Origin of the sequence: Streptomyces sp. NPDC087422 (assembly GCF_044744145.1) — a bacterium.
Taxonomy (GTDB): domain Bacteria; phylum Actinomycetota; class Actinomycetes; order Streptomycetales; family Streptomycetaceae; genus Actinacidiphila.
Window position 1 is genome coordinate 354,831 of record NZ_JBIUXT010000006.1, and the last position, 21,934, is coordinate 376,764.

A 21,934-nucleotide genomic window follows, 5' to 3' on the forward strand; every position below is an offset into this window, starting at 1 on the left:
CGCTGTCGGACAAACGTCGCAGATCGTCGAAGGAGCGAGGGGAATGGCCACCGGTAACACGGAGGAGAGGCTTCGGGAGTACCTGAAGCGGGTGATGGCCGACTTGGGCGTCACGAAGCAGCGACTGCGGGAGGCCGAGGCCGCCGCCCAGGAGCCGGTCGCGATCGTCGGCATGGCCTGCCGCTACCCGGGCGGTGTGCGATCGCCCGAGGATCTGTGGCGGTTGGTGGACGGCGAGCGTGACGCCATCGGGCCGTTTCCCGACGACCGCGGCTGGGACCTGGCCGGACTCTTCGACCCCGACCCGGAGAGCCGTGGCACCAGTTACGTCACCGAGGGCGGATTCCTCGACGGCGCGGCCGACTTCGACCCCGCGTTCTTCGGCATCACCCCGCGCGAGGCGCTCGGCATGGACCCGCAGCAGCGGCTCATGCTGGAGATCTCCTGGGAGGCGTTCGAGCGTGCGGGCATCGACCCGCGCGCCGTGCGCGAGGAACGGGTCGGCGTCTACACCGGAATCGTCGCCAACGGATACGTGTCGCGGCTGCGGCGCACGCCCGAGCCGGTCGAGGGCTACGTCATCACCGGCACCATGTCGAGCGTCGCCGCCGGGCGGATCGCGTACACGTTCGGTCTCCAAGGGCCCGCGCTCAGCGTCGAGACGGCGTGCTCGTCGTCGCTGGTGGCCCTGCACCTGGCCGTGCAGGCGCTGCGTTCCGGCGACTGCACGATGGCGCTCGCGGGCGGCGTCGCGGTCATGCCGACTCCGGACGCCTTCGTGGAGTTCAGCCGCCAGCGCGGCCTGGCGCCCGACGGCCGGATCAAGGCGTTCGCCGCCGCCGCTGACGGCACCAACTGGGCAGAGGGCGCGGGCGCGTTGCTCGTCGAGCGGCTGTCGGACGCGCGCCGCAAAGGCCACCGTGTACTGGCCGTCGTCCGTGGCACCGCGCTCAACCAGGACGGCGCCAGCAACGGACTGTCCGCCCCCAACAACCTCGCTCAGGAACGGGTGATACGCGACGCGCTCGCCGACGCCCGCCTCAGCGCCGCGGACGTGGACGTGGTCGAGGCGCACGGCACTGGTACGACGCTCGGCGACCCGATCGAGGCGCAAGCGCTGCTCGCGACGTACGGGCGGGAGCGGACCGGCGAACGGCCTTTGTGGCTGGGCTCGGTGAAGTCCAACATCGGGCACTCAGGACCCGCGGCGGGCGTGGCGGGTGTGATCAAGATGGTGCAGGCCATGCGGCACGGAGTCCTGCCGAGGACCCTGCATGTCGACGAGCCGACGCCGCACGTGGAGTGGTCCGGCGGCGGGGTGGAGCTGCTGGCGGAGGCGCGCGAGTGGGTCCGGGGCGAGGGGGGTACGCAGCGGGCGGGCGTGTCGGCCTTCGGGATCAGCGGGACGAACGCGCACGTGATCCTGGAGGAGCCGCAGGCCGCGAGCGAGGACATCGCCGAACCCGGCCCCGCCGAGGGCCCGTTGGGATCGCTCAACGTCGTTCCGTGGCCGGTGTCCGCACGGTCGGCCGCAGGGCTGCGCGGGCAGGCGGACCGGTTGGCCGCCGACCTGGCCGCTACCGCCGCAGCCGCGGACATCGGCCTCTCGCTGGCCACCACCCGCTCCGCGATGGAGCACCGCGCGGTGGTCCTGGCCGCGAACAGCACACAGGCCCTGGACGTACTCGGCGCGCTCGCGGCGGACACGCCCGCCCCCGGCCTGGTGAGCGGAGCGGTTCGCTCCGACGCGGGTCGGGTGGTGTTCGTGTTCCCGGGTCAGGGGTCGCAGTGGGCGGGGATGGCGACTGAGCTTCTGGGGTCGTCTCCGGTGTTCGCGGCGCGGTTGGCGGAGTGTGATGCTGCCCTGATGCCTTACGTGGGGTCGTCGGTGGTGGAGGCGATTCGTAGCGGGGCTCTGGATGATGTGGTGGTCGTTCAGGGTGCGTTGTGGGCGGTGATGGTGTCGCTGGCGGCGGTGTGGCGGTCGGTGGGCGTTGAGCCGGGTGCGGTGATCGGTCACAGTCAGGGTGAGATTGCCGCCGCGTGCGTGGCGGGCGCGCTTTCCGTGGAGGACGCGGCGAAGGTCGTGGCGTTGCGGGCGAAGGCCATTCGGGGGACCTTGTCGGGCCGAGGCGGGATGGTGTCGGTCGCGCTCCCGGCGGATGCGGTACGGGAGCGGATCGCGCGGTGGGACGGTCGTATCTCCGTCGCGTCGGTGAACGGGCCCTCGTCCACGGTCGTTTCGGGCGAGCCGCAGGCGTTGGACGACCTTCTCGCCGCATGCGAGGTCGAGGGCGTACGGGCCCGTCGTATCGATGTGGATTACGCCTCGCACTCGGCACAGGTGGACGCGATCCGTGACGAGGTCGTCCAGGCCCTGTCCGGCATCGAGCCGCAGTCGTCGCAGGTGCCGTTCTACTCGACGGTGACCGGCGGCAGGCTCGACACCACCGCGCTGGACGCCGACTACTGGGTGACCAACCTCCGCCAGGAAGTCCGCTTCGACGAGACCGTCCGGGCCCTACTGGCGGACGGCTTCGGCTACTTCATCGAGTCCAGCCCGCACCCGGTCCTGGCGGTCGGTCTGGCCGAGACCTTCGAGGACGCGGGCTCCGACGCCGTCGCCCTCGGCACCCTCCGCCGTGACGAAGGCGGCCAGGAACGCTTCCTGGCCTCGCTGGCGGAGGGTTGGGTACGCGGTCTCCCCGTCGACTGGCGGTCCGTCTTCGCCGGAACCCCCGCCCACCACGTCGACCTGCCCACCTACGCCTTCCAGCGGCAGCGCTACTGGCTGGAGGACGACGATCCTGAGCGGGCAGCGGCGGGCGGCGCGGCGAACGCCGGGGTGCCCGATGCCGTGGAAGAGGCGTTCTGGGCGGCCGTGGACGGCGGAGACGCCGATACGGTGGCCGGTGAGCTGGGCGTCGTCACCGATCTGCCGCTGCGCGAGGCGCTGCCCGCGCTGTCCACGTGGCGCAGGCGCCGTCGTGAGGCGTCGGCGGTCGACGGCTGGCGGTACCGGATCGGCTGGCGGCCGGTCGTGTCCCCGGCGCGGGTACGGCTCACCGGCCGCTGGCTGCTGGTGCTGCCCCCGGCCGACCGGTGTCCCGCCGAATGGGCCGACCTCGCGGACGCGGCCCTGACCGGCCACGGCGCCCAGGTCGAACGGCTGCACCTCGATACGACCACCACAGCGGGAAGCGCCGACGCCCTCGCCGCGGAGCTGCGGTCCCGCACCGACGGCGACACGACCGAGCGGACCACCCCCCTCACCGGCGTCCTGTCCCTGCTCGCGCTGGACGAGACGCCCGATCCCGAGCGGCCGGCGGTCACGGAGGGCCTGGCCGCCACCGTTTCCCTGGTCCAGGCCCTGGTGGCGGTGGCCGAGGAGTCCGGGACGCATCCGACGCTGTGGTGCGCCACCCGTGGGGCGGTGTCGGTGGCGGCGGGGGACAGGACGGTCTCGGCGGCGCAGGCGCAGATCTGGGGCCTTGGCCGGGTGGTGGCGCTGGAGCACCCATTGCTGTGGGGCGGGCTGCTGGATCTTCCGGCCACGCCGCTCGCGGAGCTGTCCGATGAGGCGACGGTCCGGGTCGGCCGTACCCTCGCCGCCGCCCTCGCCGGGATCGCCGACGAGGACAGTGTGGCGCTGCGCCCGGACCTCGGCGGGCTGCTGGGCCGTCGCCTGCTGCGGGCCCCGGCCGCCGACTCGGCCGCCGTCCGCACATGGCTGCCCGAGGGCACCGTGCTGGTCACGGGCGGTACCGGCGGGATCGGCGCGCACATCGCCCGCTGGCTGGCCGCCGGGGGAGCGCCGCATCTGGTGCTGGTCAGCCGTCGCGGGGCGGACGCGCCGGGCGCCGCCGCCTTGGAGAAGGAGCTGGTGCAGGCCGGCGCACGGGTCACCTTCGCCGCCTGCGATGTCGCGGACCGCGACGCGCTCGCCGCCGTACTCGCCGCGATCCCGGCGGAGGAACCGCTGTCGGCCGTGTTCCACGCCGCGGCCGTTCTGGACGACAGCGTGGTGGCACATCTGACCCGTGATCAGATGGAACGGGTGCTGCGCGTCAAGGCCGGTGCGGCGGTGCATCTGCACGAGCTGACGCGGGACATGAACGTGTCGGCGTTCGTGCTCTGTTCGTCGTTCGGAGCGACCTTCGGCATGCCGGGACTCGGCAACTACGCGCCAGGCAACGCGTTCCTGGACGCGCTGGCCGAGCGCCGCCGCGCCGAGGGACTTCCCGCCACCTCCGTGGCATGGGGTACGTGGGCCGGTACCGGTATGGCCGCGGGGGACGTCGGTGCCCGGGGCCGCCTGGAGGGCATCCACGAGATGGCGCCCGCGCTGGCCGTGACCGCCCTCCAACAGGCGCTCGACCGCGACGAGACCGCCCCGGTGGTCATCGACCTGCGCTGGGAGCGGTTCGCGCCCGTCTTCCACGCCAAGCGCCCGACCGCGCTGTTCACGGAGATCCCCGAGGCGGTCGCCGCACTGCGGTCCGGTGCCGCGGGCGACACGGAAGCCGCGGGGACCGGTGCGGCCACGGCGGGGGAACTGCGGTCCCGGCTGGCGGGCCGCCCGGCGGCGGAACAGGAGCGCGAGCTGGTCGAGTTGGTGCGCGGGCACGCCGCCGCGGTCACCAGCCACGTGACCCTCGACGGCGCCACGGGGGAATCCGTCGACCAGGACCGGCCGTTCCGCGAGCTGGGCTTCGACTCCCTCATGGCGGTCGAACTGCGCAACCGGATCGGTACGGCGACCGGCCTGGCCCTGCCGTCGACGCTCGTCTTCGACCATCCGACGGTCGCGGTCCTCGCCCGCCACCTGCGCGAGGAACTGGGCCTCGGCGGCGAGGACACCGCAGGGACGCCGGGCCTGGCCGAACTCGACCGACTGGAAAGCGCGTTGGCGGCCGGGCTGCCCGAGGGATCGGCCCGCGCGAAATTCGCCAAGCGCCTTGAGCGCCTGCTGTGGAAGGTCGGCGACGACGAGGCCGCGGACGACGAGGCACCCGAAGGCCACGGCGGGAGCGCGACGGACGAGGACGCGCTGGGCGCCGCGAGCAACGAGGAGATCTTCGCCCTGATCGACCGTGAGCTGGGCACGTGATGACCCGCTCGTTCTCTGGAAACCCCGCCCGCAGGTCCCCACGATCCCCGGAGTGCACGCGATGACGAACCAGGCCCCGTCCACCGACGAGAAGAAGCTCCGCGACTACCTCAACAAGGTCATGACCGACCTGAGGCGCACGCAGCGGCGGCTCCGGACGGTCGAGGCGCAGAGCCACGAACCCGTCGCGGTCATCGGCATGGCCTGCCGCTATCCCGGCGGTGTCACCTCCCCCGAGGACCTGTGGGACCTCGTCGCGGGGGAGGGGGACGCGATGACCGGTTTCCCCGGTGACCGCGGCTGGGAGACCGACGACCTGAGGCTGTTCGACCCCGAGGGCGTCGAACTCGCCTGCGAGGGCGGCTTCGTGGACGGCGCGGCCGACTTCGACGCCGAGCTGTTCGGCATCTCGCCGCGCGAGGCGCTGGCCATGGACCCGCAGCAGCGGTTGGTCCTGGAGTCCGCGTACGAGGCGTTCGAGCGGGCCGGTATCGCGCCCGCCGACCTGCGCGGCAGCCGTACCGGCGTGTTCGTCGGCGCGTCCTACACCGGGTACGGCGCCGATGTCGCGCGGATACCCGAGGGCCTTGAGGGCTACACGATGACCGGGTCGGCCAACAGCGTGGTCTCCGGCCGTGTGTCCTACGCCTTCGGCCTGGAGGGCCCGGCGCTGACGGTGGACACCGCGTGCTCGTCGTCGCTGGTCGCCCTGCACCTGGCCGTGCGGTCGCTGCGCGACGGCGAGTCCGAACTCGCCCTGGCCGGGGGCGCGATGGTGATGCCGAGCCCGATGGAGTTCATCGAGTTCAGCCGCCAGCAGATGCTCGCGCCCAACGCCCGGTGCAAGGCGTTCGCCGCCGCCGCGGACGGCACCAGCTTCTCCGAGGGCGCGGGCCTGGTGCTGCTGGAGCGGCTGTCGGACGCCCGGCGCAACGGCCACCGCGTGCTGGCCGTGGTCCGCGGCACCGCGGTCAACCAGGACGGCGCGAGCAACGGCCTGACCGCCCCCAACGGCCCCTCGCAGCGCCGGGTGATCGAGGCCGCGCTCGCTGACGCCCGGCTGACCGGCGACGAGGTGGACGCGGTCGAGGCGCACGGCACCGGTACGACGCTCGGCGACCCGATCGAGGCGCAGGCACTGCTCGCCACCTACGGCAAGGACCGCCCCGCCGGCCGGCCGCTGTGGCTCGGTTCGGTCAAGTCGAACATCGGGCATGCGCAGGCCGCCGCGGGTGTCGCGGGCGTGATCAAGATGGTGCAGGCCATGCGGTACGGACTGCTCCCGCGCACCCTGCACGTGGACGCGCCGACCCCCCAGGTCGACTGGTCCAGCGGTACCGTCGAGCTGCTGACCGAGGCCAGGCAGTGGCCGACCCCCGATGACCGGCCGCGCCGCGCGGGCGTCTCCGCCTTCGGCATCAGCGGCACCAACGCGCATGTCGTCCTGGAAGCCGCCACCGACTTCGCCGAGCCCGACGAGGCCGAATCCGCGCCGCACGAAGGCCCGTTGGGCCCGCTGAACGCCGTCCCGTGGCCCGTGTCGGGCCGGTCCGCCGCCGCCCTGCGCGCACAGGCCCGCCGACTGAGCGGATACGCGGGCGACTCCGACGCCCCGGACTTCGCCTCCATCGGCCGGGCGCTCGCCCTCACCCGCGCCGAGCACGAGCACCGCGCCGTCACCGTCGCCACCGACACCAAGTCGGCGCTCAGCGCGCTCGGTTCGCTGTCGGAGGGCGTCCCGGCGCCGGGTGTGGTGTCCGGTGTGGTGCGTCCGGGTTCCGGCCGGGTGGTCTTCGTCTTTCCCGGTCAGGGGTCGCAGTGGGCAGGGATGGCGATGGAGTTGCTTGCCTCGTCTCCGGTGTTCGCGGAGCGGTTGGCTGAGTGTGACGCGGCCCTGCGACCTCACGTCGGCTCGTCGGTGGTGGAGGCGATCCGTGAGGGCGCTCTGGACGATGTGGTGGTGGTTCAGGGGGCGTTGTGGGCGGTGATGGTGTCGCTGGCCGAGGTGTGGCGTGCTGCCGGTGTCGAGCCGGGCGCGGTCATCGGTCACAGCCAGGGGGAGATTGCCGCCGCGTGCGTCGCGGGCGCGCTTTCCGTGGAGGACGCGGCGAAGGTCGTGGCGCTGCGGGCGAAGGCCATTCGCGGAACCTTGTCCGGCAACGGTGGGATGGTGTCGGTCGCGCTGCCCGCGCAGGACGTACGGGAGCTGATCGCGCGCTGGGACGGCCGGATCGGTGTGGCTTCGGTCAACGGACCTTCGTCCACGGTGGTTTCGGGCGAGCCGGAGACGCTGGACGACGTTCTCGCCGCATGTGAGGCCGGGGGCGTACGGGCGCGTCGTATCGATGTCGACTACGCCTCGCACTCGGCACAGGTGGACGCCATACGCGACGAAGTCGTCCAGGCCCTGTCCGGCATCGAGCCGCAGTCCTCGCAGATCCCGTTCTACTCGACGGTGACCGGCGGCCGTATCGACACGAGCACGCTGGACGCCGAGTACTGGGTGACCAACCTCCGTCAGGAGGTCCGTTTCGACGAGACCGTCGGGGCTCTGCTCTCCGACGGCTTCGGGTACTTCATCGAGTCCAGCCCCCACCCGGTTCTCGCAGTCGGTCTCGCGGAGACCTTCGAGGACGCGGCATCGGACGCCGTCGCCCTGGGCACCCTCCGCCGCGACGAGGGCGGCCAGGAACGCTTCCTGACGTCTCTCGCGGAGGGCTGGGTACGGGGTCTCCCCGTCGACTGGCGGTCCGTCTTCGCCGCAACCCCGGCCCACCCCGTGGACCTGCCGACCTACGCCTTCCAGCACCAGCGCTACTGGCTGGAGGGTGACGCCGCGCGCGCCGGGGACCCGAGCGGGCTCGGGCAGGAGTCCGTCGATCACCCGCTGCTGTCGGCCGCGGTCCGCGTCGCCGACGAGGACCGGATCGTGCTGACGGGCCGCCTCTCGCTGCGCACCCACCCGTGGCTGGCCGACCACAGTCTGCACGACCGTCCCGTGCTGCCCGGCACCGCCTTCGCCGAACTCGCCCTCTACGCGGGCGAGATGGCGGGCTGCGGCCGGATCGAGACGCTGGAGCTGACCGTGCCGCTCGCGCTGCGGGGAAAGGCCGCGGTGCACGTCCAGGTGTCCGTCGGCGCGCCCGACGAGGACGGTGGCCGCCCGCTGGCCGTGCACGCCCGCGCCGAGGACGCCGAGCCGGACGCGCCGTGGGTCAGGCACGCCACCGGCGTCCTCGTACCCGAGGAACCGGACGCGTCCGGCCCGGCCGACGAACCGGAAGGCTCCGTCTGGCCGCCCAGCGGCGCGCAGCCCGTCAGCCTCGCCTATTTCCACCGCCGGATGGCCGACCTGGGCCAGGTGTACGGCCCGGCGTTCGAGGGCCTGCGCAAGCTGTGGCGGGTCGGCCGCGAGTACTACGCCGAGATCCGGCTGCCCGAGGAACACGCCCGCGACGCGGCGCGGTTCTGCCTTCACCCGGCTCTGCTGGACGCGGCACTGCAACCCGCCCTGGTCAACCGGAACCAGAACGCCCAGTGGACGCGGTGGTCCGGCTTCTCGCTGCGCGCCGCCGGGGCGACCGCGCTCCGCGCCCACCTGCGTCCGACCGGCCAGCCCGACGAGTTCACCGCGACGTTCACCGATCCCGACGGCGGCCCGGTCGCCGTCCTGGACGCCGGGCTGCCGCAGCCGGTGACCGCCGACGAGGTGAACCACTCGGCCGCCGGCCGGCCGGACAGCCTCCACCGCGTGGAGTGGGCGCCGGTTCCCGTCTCCGGCCAGAGCGCCGACTGGTTGCTGCTCGGCCCGGTCGACGACCGGCTCACCGAAGCCCTGGAGGAGTCCGGGGCGTACCCGCAGGCGTACGACGATCTCGGCGCGCTCACCGAAGCTCTCGACGCGGGGCTTCCCGCGCCCGAACTCGTCGCCGTCAGCCATGGGGTCGGTCCGCACGAGCGGGATGACGCCTCGGCGGCCCGTGCCGCCACCGTCGACCTCCTCGCCACGGTCCAGAGCTGGCTCGCCGAGGACCGGCTGGCACCGTCCCGGCTGGTCGTCTTCACCCGGCACGCGGTCGCCGCCCGCGCCGAGGACCGGATCGGCGACCTCGTCGGCGCCGCGCTGTGGGGTCTGATCCGTTCGGCGCAGGCCGCGCACCCCGGCCGGTTCGTCCTGGTCGACGTGGACGACGACCCGGGCTCGCTGGCGCTCTTCCCCACCTCCGTACCCGCCGCTGTCGGCTCCGGTGAACCCCAACTCGCCCTGCGCGCGGGCACGGTCATGGTGCCCCGGCTCGCCCGTGCCACGTCGTCGGCGGCAGGCGGCACCCCGTGGCGGCCCGACGGCACCGTCCTGATCACCGGCGGCACCGGGGCCCTCGGCGGCCTGATTGCCCGTCACTTGGTCCAGCGGCACGGCGTACGTCATCTGCTGCTGGTCGGCCGCCGCGGCGAAGAGGCCCCCGGTGCGGCCGAATTGCGGGATGAGTTGACCGGGTCGGGTGCAGCGACCGTCACCGTCGCCGCGTGCGACGCCGCGGACCGCGACGCGCTCGCCGCCCTTCTCGCGGCCGTCCCCGAGGAACACCCGCTGACCGCCGTCCTGCACTGCGCGGGCGTGCTGTCCGACGCCTCGCTGGAACGGCTCACCGCGCAGGACATCGACCGGGTCTTCGCGCCCAAGGCCGCCGCCGCCCTCCATCTGCACGACCTGACGCGCGACGCCGACCTGTCCGCGTTCGTGCTGTTCTCCTCCGCCTCCGGCGTCCTCGGCAGCATCGCCCAGGCCAACTACGCCGCCGCGAACGCCTTCGTCGACGCCCTCGCCCGGCAGCGCCGCGACCTCGGACTGCCGGGCCAGTCACTCGCCTGGGGCCTGTGGGCGCAGAGCAGCGCGATGGGCGCCGACGCCGACGCGGCCAAGGTCGCGCGGGCCGGGGTCCTGCCGCTGTCCGCGCGCCAGGGCACCGACCTGTTCGACGCGGCCGTCACCGATGGCGAGAGCCTGCTCGTCCCCATCCGGCTCGACACCGACGCGCTGCGCGTACGGGCCGCGTCCGGCACGCTCCCCGACCTCCTGCGCGGCCTCGTCCAGGCCGCCGCACCGGCCAGGCGCAAGGTGGAGGCACCGCGCGCGGAGACCGCGGCGGCCGACTGGTCGGCCCGGCTCGCCGGGCTGTCGCAGGCCGAACAACTGCACAGGCTGGAGGAGTTGATTCGCGGCCACGTCGCCTCCGTGCTCGGCCACGGCTCGCCCGAGGCCATCGAGACCGACCGGGCCTTCAAGGAGCTGGGCTTCGACTCCCTGACCGCGCTGGAGCTGCGCAACCGGCTCCAGGCGTCCATCGGTGTCCAGTTGCCCGCCAGCATCGCCTTCGACCACCCGACCATGACCGCCGCGGCCCGCTTCATCCGCGGCCAACTCGCCCCGGGCGAAGCCGCCGAGACCGTCCCGGCCCTCGCCGAACTGGACCGCCTGGAATCGGTGCTGCTGGACCTGCCGGCCGCCGACGACGAGCTGCGGCGGAAGGTCACCGCGCGGCTGCACGCCCTGGCCTCCAAATTGCAGGACGCGCAGGACCCCGGCGCCGCCCGGTCCGCCGGCAACGCCGACGACGACCTCGATCTCGAAGCGGCCACCGATTCCGAACTGCTCGCCATGCTCGACGACGAACTCGACACCCCGTGACGGCGCGCACCGTACGGCTGTGACCTCACCGAACCCGAACACGAATAGGTGTGACTCCTGATGGACACCACGGTCAGCAGCGCCGGCGCCGGCCAGGTCGGCGAGGACAAGCTCCGCGAGTACCTCAAGCGCGCCACCGCCGACCTGCGCAAGGCGCGGCGCCGGGTCCGCGAGCTGGAGGACCCGCAGCCCATCGCGATCGTGGCGATGGCCTGCCGCTACCCGGGCGGCGTCGAAACCCCCGACGACCTGTGGCAGTTGGTCGCCGAGGACGGCGACGCCATCACCCCGTTCCCCGTCAACCGCGGCTGGGACCTGGACAGCCTCTACGACGCCGACCCCGACGCCGAGGGCAAGAACTACGTGCGCGAGGGCGGATTCCTGCACGACGCGGACCAGTTCGACGCCGACTTCTTCAGCGTCAACGCCCGCGAGGCCCTGATCATGGACCCGCAGCAGCGGCTCATGCTCGAGATCTCCTGGGAGGTGCTGGAGCGGGCGGGCATCGACCCGCTGTCCGTCAAGGGCAGCCGCGGCGGGGTGTTCGTCGGCGCCGCCACCGTCGACTACGTCACCGGCAACCACAAGGTGCCCGAGGGCCTCGAGGGCTACATCGGGGTCGGCTCCTTCGCCAGCGTCGTCTCCGGCCGCGTCTCCTACAGCCTCGGCCTGGAGGGCCCCGCGCTCACCGTCGACACCGCGTGCTCGTCGTCACTGGTCGCGATGCACCTGGCGGTGCAGGCGCTGCGGTCGGGAGAGTGCTCCTTCGCCCTCGCCGGCGGTGTCGCGGTGATGCCGACACCGCAGGGCTTCATCGCGTTCAGCAGGCAGCGCGCCCTCGCGCCCGACGGCCGCTGCAAGTCCTTCGCGGGGGCGGCCGACGGCTTCGGCCCGTCCGAGGGCGCGGGCGTGCTGCTGCTGGAGCGGCTGTCGGACGCGCGGCGCCAGGGCCACCACGTGCTCGCCGTGCTCCGCGGCTCCGCCCTCAACCAGGACGGCGCCAGCAACGGGCTCACCGCCCCCAACGGCCCGTCCCAGGAGCGCGTCATCCGCGACGCCCTCGCCGACGCACGCCTGTCCGCCGACCAGGTGGACGCGGTCGAGGCCCACGGCACGGGCACTCGGCTCGGCGACCCCATCGAGGCCCAGGCCCTGCTCGCGACCTACGGGCGGAACCGCGCCGACAGCGACACCCTCAAGCTCGGCTCCATCAAGTCCAACATCGGCCACACCGCCCACGCGGCAGGCGTGGCGGGCGTCATCAAGATGGTCCAGGCGATGCGCAACGGACTGCTGCCGCGCACCCTCCACGTCGATGAGCCGTCCCCCTTCATCGACTGGTCCGGCGGCGGAGTCGAACTTCTCACCGAGCCGCTCGAATGGAAGCGCGCCGACCGGCCGCGCCGGGCCGCCGTGTCCTCCTTCGGGATCAGCGGGACGAACGCGCACGTGATCCTGGAGGAGCCGGAGCACGACGGTGCGCAGGCCGTCGCGGAACCCGAAGTCGGCCCGGACAGGAGCCCGTTGGGGCCGCTGAGGGTCGTCCCGTGGCTCGTGTCCGGGCGGTCGGCGGACGCGCTGCGCGAGCAGGCCGAACGGCTCGCGCACCACGTCGGCGACAGCTCCTGCCCGGCCGACGTCGGGCTGTCGCTCGCCACGTCACGGGCCGCCCTGGAACACCGCGGCGTGGCGCTCGCCACGGAGGCGCACCAGGCGCGGGGCCTGCTGGGGTCTGTCGCGGAGGGTGTCGCGGCCTCGGGTGTGGTGTCCGGTGTGGTGCGTCCGGGTGCGGGTCGGGTGGCGTTCGTCTTTCCTGGTCAGGGGTCGCAGTGGTCGGGGATGGCGACTGAGCTTCTGGGGTCGTCTCCGGTGTTCGCGGCGCGGTTGGCTGAGTGTGACGCGGCGCTGCGTCCTCACGTCGGGTCGTCGGTGGTGGAGGCGATCCGCGAGGGCGTCCTGGATGACGTGGTGGTCGTTCAGGGCGCGTTGTGGGCGGTGATGGTGTCGCTCGCCGAGGTGTGGCGTGCCGCGGGTGTCGAGCCGGGTGCGGTGATCGGTCACAGCCAGGGGGAGATCGCCGCCGCGTGCGTCGCTGGCGCGTTGTCGGTGGAGGACGCGGCGAAGGTCGTGGCGCTGCGGGCGAAGGCCATTCGCGGGACGTTGTCGGGGCATGGCGGAATGGTCTCCGTCGCCCTCCCTGCGGAAGCGGTGCGGGAGCAGGTCGCGCGCTTCGAGGGGCGGATATCCGTCGCCTCAGTGAACGGCCCGTCGTCCACGGTCGTCTCCGGTGAGCCGGAGGCGTTGGACGACCTCCTCGCCGGATGCGAGGCCGGGGGCGTACGGGCGCGTCGTATCGATGTCGACTACGCCTCGCACTCGGCACAGGTCGATGCCATACGCGGGGAGGTAGTTGAGGCACTGGACGGCATCGAGCCCCAGCCGTCGCAGATCCCGTTCTACTCCACGGTCACCGGCGGAAAGCTCGACACCACCGCGCTGGACGCCGACTACTGGGTGACCAACCTCCGTCAGGAAGTCCGTTTCGACGAGACCGTCCGGGCCCTGCTCTCGGACGGCTTCGGCTACTTCATCGAGTCCAGCCCCCACCCCGTGCTGGCCGTCGGCTTGGCGGAGACGTTCGAGGACGCGGGATCGGACGCCGTCGCCCTGGGCACCCTCCGCCGCGAAGAGGGCGGCCAGGAAAGGTTCCTGACCTCTCTCGCGGAGGGCTGGGTACGCGGCCTCCCCGTCGACTGGCGGTCCGTCTTCGCCGCAACCCCCGCCCGCCCCGTGGACCTGCCCACCTACGCCTTCCAGCACCAGCACTACTGGCTCGCCGAGGGCTACAAGAACTCCGGCGACGCCTCCGACCTCGGGCTCGAAGCCGCCGGACACCCCTTGCTGGGCGCCGCGTTGCCGGTCGCGGGCGCGGACCGGCTGCTGCTGACCGGGCGGCTGTCGACCGCCACCCACCCCTGGCTGGCCGACCACCGGGTGGGCGGCCGGCTGCTGCTGCCCGGTACCGCTTTCGTGGAGCTGGCGCTGCACGCCGCCGACTTCGCGGGCTGCGGCACGGTGGCGGAGCTGACCCTCGGCAGCCCGCTGGTGCTGCCCGAACGGGGCAACGTCCAGGTGCAGTTGTCCGTCGCCGCGCCCGACGCGCGGGGCCGCCGCGAACTGGAGGTGCACGCCCGGCCCGAGGGCGGTGAGACCCCCGCGGAGTGGACGCGGCACGCCACCGCCACGCTCGCGCCCGCCGCCGACGCGGCGGACGGCGGTGCCGACGCCGCGCTGGGCGGGACGGCGTGGCCGCCGCCGGGCGCCGTGGCCGCCGACACCGAGGGGATGTACGAGCGGGCGCAGGAGACCGTCTACGCCTTCGGCCCGGCCTTCCAGGGGCTGCGGTCCGCTTGGCGGCTCGGCGACGCCGTCTACGCCGAGGCCGCGCTGCCGGTCGAACTCCACCAGGACGCGGGCAGGTTCGGCGTCCACCCGGCGCTGTTGGACGCGGCGCTGCACGCCACCGGCTTCGGCGACTTCCTCGATTCCTCGGCCACCTATCTGCCGTTCGCCTGGCGTGACGTGACGCTGCACGCGGTCGGTGCCGGGGCCGTGCGGGTGCGGGTCACGGCGGCCGAGGGGCAGGACAGCCTGCGGCTGACGCTCGCCGACGCGGACGGCGCCCCGGTGCTGTCCGTCGGCTCGCTGGTGATGCGGCCGGTCAGCGCGGCTCAGTTGGACGCGGCGGGTCCGGACGCCGACGCGGACATCAAGGACGCGCTGTTCCAACTCGACTGGCAGCGGCTCCCGTTGGACGCGGGCGCGCCGACCGGCGCGGGCTGGGCCGTACTCGGCGACGACGTCCACGGTCTGCTGCCCGCGCTGCGCGCGGTGGACGCCGTGGACGAAGTCCGCACCGGTCCAGTCGAATTGGCCGCCGCGATCGCCGAGGGCGCGCCCGCGCCCGGCCTGGCCCTGCTGTCGTTCGGTACGCCGAAGCCCGGCGGCGACCTCGCGGCCACCACCCGTGACGTCGTCACCGACGCGCTCGCCCTGCTCCAGGAGTGGCTGGCCGACGACCGGCTGCGCGGCACCCGCCTGGCGCTGGTGACCCGGCGGGCGGTCGCCGCGGCCGAGGACGAGGACGTCGAGGACCTGGCGCACGCCGCGCTCTGGGGGCTGCTGCGGTCGGCGCAGGCCGAGAACCCGGGCCGGTTCCTGCTGCTCGACCTCGACGGCCGCGACGAGTCCCGGCTGCGCGTCGGCGCCGCCCTCAACAGCGCGATCGCCGCCGACGAGCAGCAGATCGCGCTGCGCGTCGGGGTGGCCACCGTGCCGCGCCTCGCCCCGGCCGACACCACCCGCCTGCTGCGCCCGCCGGCCGGCGCCGCGGCCTGGCGGCTCGACACCACCGCGCCCGGCACCCTGGACGCACTCGCGCTGATTCCGCACCCCGAGGCGCTGGCACCGCTGGAGGAGGGGCAGGTGCGCGTATCGGTCCGCGCGGCCGGTGTGAACTTCCGTGACGTGCTGGTGAGCCTCGGCATGGTGCCGGGCCAGGCCCGGCTCGGCAGCGAGGGCGCGGGCCTGATCACCGAGGTCGGGCCCGGCGTCACCGAGTTGGCCGTCGGAGACCGGGTGATGGGCCTGCTGCACGACCCGTTCGGACCGTACTCGGTCACCGACCAGCGGCTGGTGGTGCGGATACCGCGCGGCCTGTCCTTCGAGCAGGCGGCGGGCGTGCCCGCGGTGTTCCTGACCGCCTGGTTCGGGCTCGCGGACCTCGCGGGCCTCGCCGAGGGACAGCGGCTGCTTGTGCACGCCGCGACCGGCGGCGTCGGCATGGCCGCAGCCCAACTCGCCCGCTACTGGGGCGCGGAGGTCTTCGCCACGGCCAGCGAGGGCAAGTGGGACACGCTCCACCGGATGGGCTTCGAGGAGTCCCGGATCGCCTCCAGCCGCACCCTGGAGTTCGAGGAGAAGTTCCTCGCGGCCACCCACGGGCACGGCATGGACGTCGTACTCAACTCGCTGGCGCAGGAGTTCATCGACGCCTCACTGCGGCTGCTGCCCGAGGGCGGCACATTCCTGGAACTGGGCAAGACCGATCCGCGCGACGCGGACACGGTCGCCGCCGACCACCCCGGGGTGGCGTACTGCCGCTACGACCTGATCGACGCGGGCGCCGACCGGATCGCGGAGATCCTCGGCAAGCTCGTCGCGCTCTTCGAACGCCGGATCCTGCGCCCGCTGCCCGTCCGCACCTGGGACGTGCGCCGCGCGCCCGAGGCGTTCCGGCTGATGAGCCAGGCCAAGCACACCGGCAAGCTGGTGCTGACCGTGCCCAAGCCGCTCGACCCGGACGGCACGGTGCTGGTCACCGGAGGCACCGGCACCCTCGGCTCGATCGCCGCCCGGCACCTGGTCACCGCATGGGGCGTACGGCACCTGCTGCTGACCAGCCGACGCGGTCCCGACGCCCCCGGCGCCGTACAACTGCGCGCGGAACTCCTGGAGTCGGGCGCCGAGAGCGTCACCGTCACCGCGTGCGACGCGGCGGACCGCGACGCGCTCGCCGCCGTACTGAACGCCGTCCCGGCCGACCGCCCGCTGACCGCCGTCGTGCACACCGCCGGTGTCCTGGACGACGGGATGGTCGGCTCGCTGACCTCCGAACAGGTCGACCGGGTGCTGCGGCCCAAGGTGGACGCGGTGGTCAACCTCGCCGACCTGACGAGGGAGTCGGACCTGGCCGAGGTCGTGCTGTACTCGGCGGGCGCCGGTGTGCTCGGCAACCCCGGACAGGCCAACTACGCCGCCGCGAACGCGTTCCTGGACGCGTACGCGCACCATCGCCGCGCCCACGGGCAGCCCGCGCTCTCCCTGGCCTGGGGTTACTGGTCGGAGGTCAGCGAGCTGACCGGACGGCTGGACGAGCAGCAGGTCGCCCGGATGACCGGCTCCGGTGTGCTGCCGATCGACGCCCGGCGCGGCATGGCCCTGCTCGACGCGGCGCGCGGTACGGGCACGGCCCTGGCCGTCCCGACCCGGCTGCACCTGCCGACGCTGCGCGACCAGGCCGGGCAGGCGCCGGTGCCCGGCATGCTGCGCGCACTGGTCGCGGGCGGCAGGCCCGCGGGACGCCGGGCCGCCGCCCGCTCCACCGCCCAGGTGGAGGCGCGCTCGCTCGCCGCGAAACTGGCCGGACGGCCCGCGGCCGAGCAGCGCGAGCACCTGCTCGATCTGGTCCGCTCGCACGCCTCCGCGGTGCTCGGGCTCAGCGGCACCGACCCGGTGGGGCCGTCGCGGGCCTTCAAGGACCTGGGCGTCGACTCGCTCACCGCGGTGGAGCTGCGCAACCGGCTCAACGCCGCGACCGGCCTGACACTCCCCAGCACCCTGGTCTTCGACTGCCCGTCCCCGTCCGCGCTCGCCGCCCGGCTCCACGAAGAGCTGGTGGAGGGCTCCGCCGATGTCGCGGGACCCCCTTCGGCCGACTCCGAGGAGGCCAGGATCCGCGGACTGCTGGCCACCGTCCCGTTCGCCCGGCTCCGCGCCGCCGGCGTCCTGGACACGCTGCTGCGGCTGGCCGACACACCCGACGCGCCCGAGGAGCCCGAGGCGCGGGAGGAGCGGCGCGAGGCCATCGCCGACATGGACGTCGACGACCTGGTGCGCGCCGCGCTGGGCGAGCGGTGACGGCGTGCGCCCGGTACGTACGGCAGCGGTCGGTACGGCAACGGTTCGTAGAGCAGCGGTCGGTACGGCACCGGACCGTACGGACCGGGCTCGCCCCTCGACCCGCGGTACGGAGCCGGACCGCGGGGCACCGGGGGCCGTGGCAGGAGCGGTACCGGTTCTGAACGCCCGAGCAGCCGCCCGGAGGCGGCCGACGCGAGAGCCGAGCCCGGGGCCCCGGCCCACCGGAGATCACGACACGCGGCGCGAGCGGCGCCGGGCCCCACGGAAGTCCCAGCAGAAACGGAGTCACTGATGGCCATGGAGACCGGACGCATCGTCGAGGCGCTGCGCGCGGCCCTCACCGAGACGGAACGGCTGCGCGAGGAGAACCAGCGGCTGCTGTCGGCGGCCACCGAGCCCCTGGCCGTCGTCGGGATGGCCTGTCGCTTCCCCGGCGGCGCGGACACCCCGGAGAAGCTGTGGGAGGCGCTGGAGTCCGGCCGGGACATGATGACCGACATCCCGGACGACCGCGGGTGGGACCTGGGCATGCTGCTCGGCGACGGCGACACCCCCGGCGCCTCGATCGCCCGCCAGGGCGGCTTCCTCACCGACCTGCCGCGCTTCGACGCCGAGTTCTTCGGCATCTCGCCGCGCGAGGCGCTGGCCATGGACCCGCAGCAGCGGCTCGCCCTGGAGGTGTCCTGGGCGGCGGTCGAGAACGCCAGGATCGACCCGCACTCCCTGAAGGGCAGTGCGACCGGCGTCTTCCTCGGCGTCTCCTACGCGGGCTACGGCACCGACGCCGAGGAGCTGCCGCCGCAGATCATGGGCTACCAGCTCACCGGTAACGCCAGCAGCGTGGCGTCCGGCCGGATCGCGTACGTCATGGGCCTGGAGGGGCCCGCGGTCTCCATCGACACCGCCTGCTCCTCGTCGCTGGTCGCGCTGCACCAGGCGTCGCAGGCGCTGCGCTCGGGCGACTGCGCCATGGCCCTGGTCGGCGGCGCCAGCGTGATGCCCACCCCCACCCTCTTCATCGAGTTCACCCACCAGCGCGGACTCGCCGCCGACGGCCGCATCAAGGCGTTCGCCGCCGCCGCCGACGGATTCGCCTGGGCCGAGGGCGCCGGCGCGATCGTCGTGGAACGCCTGTCGGACGCGCGCCGCAACGGCCACCGGGTGCACGCGGTGATCCGCGGCTCCGCGATCAACCAGGACGGTGCCAGCAACGGCCTGGCCGCGCCCAGCAGCCGCGCGCAGGCCAAGGTGATCCGCGCCGCGCTGCGCAACGCCGGGCTGTCCGCGCACGAGGTCGACGTCGTGGAGGCGCACGGCTCCGGCACGACGCTCGGCGACCCCATCGAGGCCAGCGCGCTGCTGGCCACGTACGGTCAGGAGCGGCCCGCCGACCAGCCGCTGCGGCTCGGTTCCATCAAGTCCAACTTCGGGCACACCGGGGCCGCCGCGGGCATCGCCGGGGTGCTCAAGATGGTGCTGGCGATCAGCAACGGCGCGATGCCGAAGTCCCTGCACATCGATGCCCCGACGCCCGCCGTCGACTGGGACTCCGGTGCGGTGCGGCTGCTCACCGAGACCATCGCGTGGCCCGAGGCCAAGCCCGCCGACGAGTCGGGGCACCAGCCGCGACCGCGCCGCGGCGCCGTGTCCGGCTTCGGCATCAGCGGCACCAATGTGCACGCGATCTTCGAACAGGCCCCCGCGGAACTCGCGGATCCCGCCCCGCCGACCGGCGTACGCGCTCCTGCGGCGGCCGGTGAAGGGACCGTCGGAGCAGGGGCCGCCGATGCCGACGCCGTAGCCGCCCCCGCCGTGCCCGTCCTGCTGCCCGTCTCGGGCGACGGCAGCCGCGCGCTGCGCGCCCAGGCCGCCCGGCTCGCGGACCACCTCGCCGACCGGCCCGAGCTCGCGGTGGCCGACGTCGGCTACTCCCTCGCCACCACCCGCGCGGAACTCACCGCCCGCGGCACGGTCCTGGCCGCCGACCGCGAGGAGGCGCTGCGCGGACTGCGGGCGCTCGCCGACGGCGTGCCCGACCCGGACGCGGCCGTCGGGCCGCCGTCCGTGAGCGGTCGCCCGGCCTTCCTCTTCACCGGCCAGGGCGCACAGCGCGCGGGCGCGGGACAGGAGCTGTACGCCACCTTCCCGGCGTACGCGGCGGCCTTCGACGCCGCCTGCGCGGCGCTGGACCCGCACCTCGAACGCCCCTTGCGCGAGCTGGCGTTCGCGGCGCCCGGATCGACGGACGCGGCCCTGCTGGACGAGACCCGGTACACCCAGCCGGTGACCTTCGCCGTCCAGGTCGCGCTGTACCGGCTGCTGGAATCGTGGGGCGTGCGGCCCGGCCACCTCATCGGCCACTCGGTCGGCGAGCTGTCCGCCGCGCACCTGGCCGGGGTGCTGTCGCTGCCCGAGGCGGCCGAACTGGTCGCCGCGCGCGGGCGGTTGATGGGCGACCTGCCGCCCGGCGGCGCGATGGCCGCGATCCAGGCGTCCGAGGCCGAACTGGCGCCGATGCTCGCCGGACGCGACCACGAGGTGTCGCTCGGCGCGGTCAACGGGCCCCGAGCCGTGGTCGTCTCCGGGGACGAGGCCGCGGTGGACGAACTCGTCGCGCACTGGGCCGAGCGGGGCCGCAAGACCCGGCGGCTGGCGATCAGCATCGCCTCCCACTCCACGCGGATGGACCCGATTCTGGACGCCTTCAGGGACCTGGCCGCGACGATGACCTTCGCCGAACCGGAGATCCCCGTGCTCTCCAACGTCACCGGCACGATCGCCGGGCCCGGCGAGCTGACCTCACGGGACTACTGGGCCCGCCACATCCGTTCGGCCGTCCGGTTCCTCGACGGCATGCGGACGATGGCGGCCGCCGGTGTGACCACCTACGTCGAGCTGGGCCCCGACTCCGCGCTCAGCTCCATGGCGCGCGACAGCCTGGGGGAGGCCGCCGCGGGCGCCGTCGTCGTCCCGGCGCTGCGCCGCGACCGGCCGGAGGCCCGCACGCTGCTCGCCGCGGTCGCCGCGGTGCAGACCCGCGGCGTCCGGCCCGACTGGGAGGCGGTGTTCGCGGGCACCGGCGCCCGCGTCGTCGACCTGCCCACCTACGCGTTCCAAGGCGCCGGTTACTGGCTCGGCGCTACGGGCGCGACGGGCGCGACGCGCCGGACCGCCACCTTCCCGGCCCCTTCCGTCAGCCCCGCGCCCGCCGCGGAACCGGCGGCGCCGCAGGAGTCCGGCACCTTCCGGGAACGGCTCGCCGGGCTCGGCCCCGACGAGCGGCCGGCCGAACTGCTGGGCGTGGTACGCCTCCAGGTCGCCCGAGTGCTCGGTCACCCGTCGGGCGAGCACGTCGACCCGGACCGCGAACTGTCCACCCTCGGCTTCGACTCGCTGTCCGCCGTCGAACTGTCCACCACGCTCAGCGCCGTCACCGGCATCGCGCTGCCCAGCACCCTGGTCTTCGACCACGCCAGCGTCGACGCGCTCGCCGCCCACCTCGACCGCGAACTCGGCGACACCGCCACGGGATCCGCCGCACCGGCCGCGCCCGCCGTGCGCTCGGCCGAGGGCCTGAGCGGCCTGTTCGAACGCGCCGTGGAACTCGGCCGGGGCGAGGAGGCGCACGACCTGCTCGCCCGGTTCGCCGACTACCGCGCCCAGTTCACCACCACCGCCGAACTGACCCGCCCCCTGCGGACGGTGAAACTCGCCGACGGCCCGGACGAGCCGCTGCTGATCTGCTTCCCGACCTTCATCTGGCGGCAGAACTTCCACCAGTACGCGCGGTTCGCCGCCGGCCTCGGCGGACGGCGCGCCACCACCGTCGTGGGCCTGCCCGGCTTCGTGTCCGGCGAGGAACTGCCCTGCTCCGTAGACTCGTTGACCGAGGCGCTGGCACAGGCGGCCCAACAGGCCGCCGGGGGACGGCGGTTCGCGGTCCTCGGCTACTCCGGCGGCGGCAACATCGCCGCCGTCACCGCGGCCCGACTGGCGGCGGACGGACACGCCCCGGCCGGACTCGTACTCATCGACACGCCGACCTGGGGCGGCGGGCACGGGCTCGGCGCCGACTGGACGGACACCTTGCAGAATTCGCTGCGCGAGCGCCGGGAGGTCGTGGAGACCTCCGCCGACGACGCGGGCGAGGCATGGCTCACCGCCCGCGCCCGCTACGCCGGGTTCGACTACGGCCTCGACGCCCTCACCGCGCCCACGCTGCTGGTACGGGCGAGCGAACCGATCGGCGGCCACCAGGGCGGTGCGGCCGAGGGCTGGCGGGTCGACTGGGCGCTGCCGCACGACACCGTCGACGTGCCGGGAGACCACTTCTCGATGATCGAGGCCGAGCACGCCGCGGCCACCGCGGCGGCCGTGGACGGCTGGCTGTCCGCCCTCGACCCCGACTGACGCGCCCGCGGCGCCGGCCGGAA

3 protein-coding genes and 1 pseudogene are annotated in these 21,934 nt (G+C 74.0%); all 4 read left to right on the forward strand.

Annotated features, from left to right (window positions below):
- Positions 1–91 precede the first annotated feature (91 nt).
- Positions 92–5,110 carry a type I polyketide synthase gene (locus ACIO6U_RS21565; protein WP_401721619.1) on the forward strand — a complete coding sequence of 1,673 codons (5,019 nt, stop codon included), beginning with the start codon at positions 92–94 and terminating at the stop codon, positions 5,108–5,110.
- A gap of 61 nt (positions 5,111–5,171) precedes the next feature.
- Positions 5,172–10,799: a type I polyketide synthase gene (locus ACIO6U_RS21570; RefSeq protein ID WP_401721346.1), complete on the forward strand. Its 5,628-nt coding sequence runs from the start codon at positions 5,172–5,174 to the stop codon at positions 10,797–10,799.
- 111 nt (positions 10,800–10,910) lie between these two features.
- A pseudogene (locus tag ACIO6U_RS21575) lies at positions 10,911–17,498 on the forward strand (SDR family NAD(P)-dependent oxidoreductase); the annotation flags it as partial.
- A 294-nt stretch (positions 17,499–17,792) separates the two neighbouring features.
- Positions 17,793–21,911, forward strand: a complete 4,119-nt coding sequence (locus ACIO6U_RS21580; RefSeq protein ID WP_401721349.1) for a type I polyketide synthase — start codon at positions 17,793–17,795, stop codon at positions 21,909–21,911.
- Positions 21,912–21,934 lie beyond the last annotated feature (23 nt).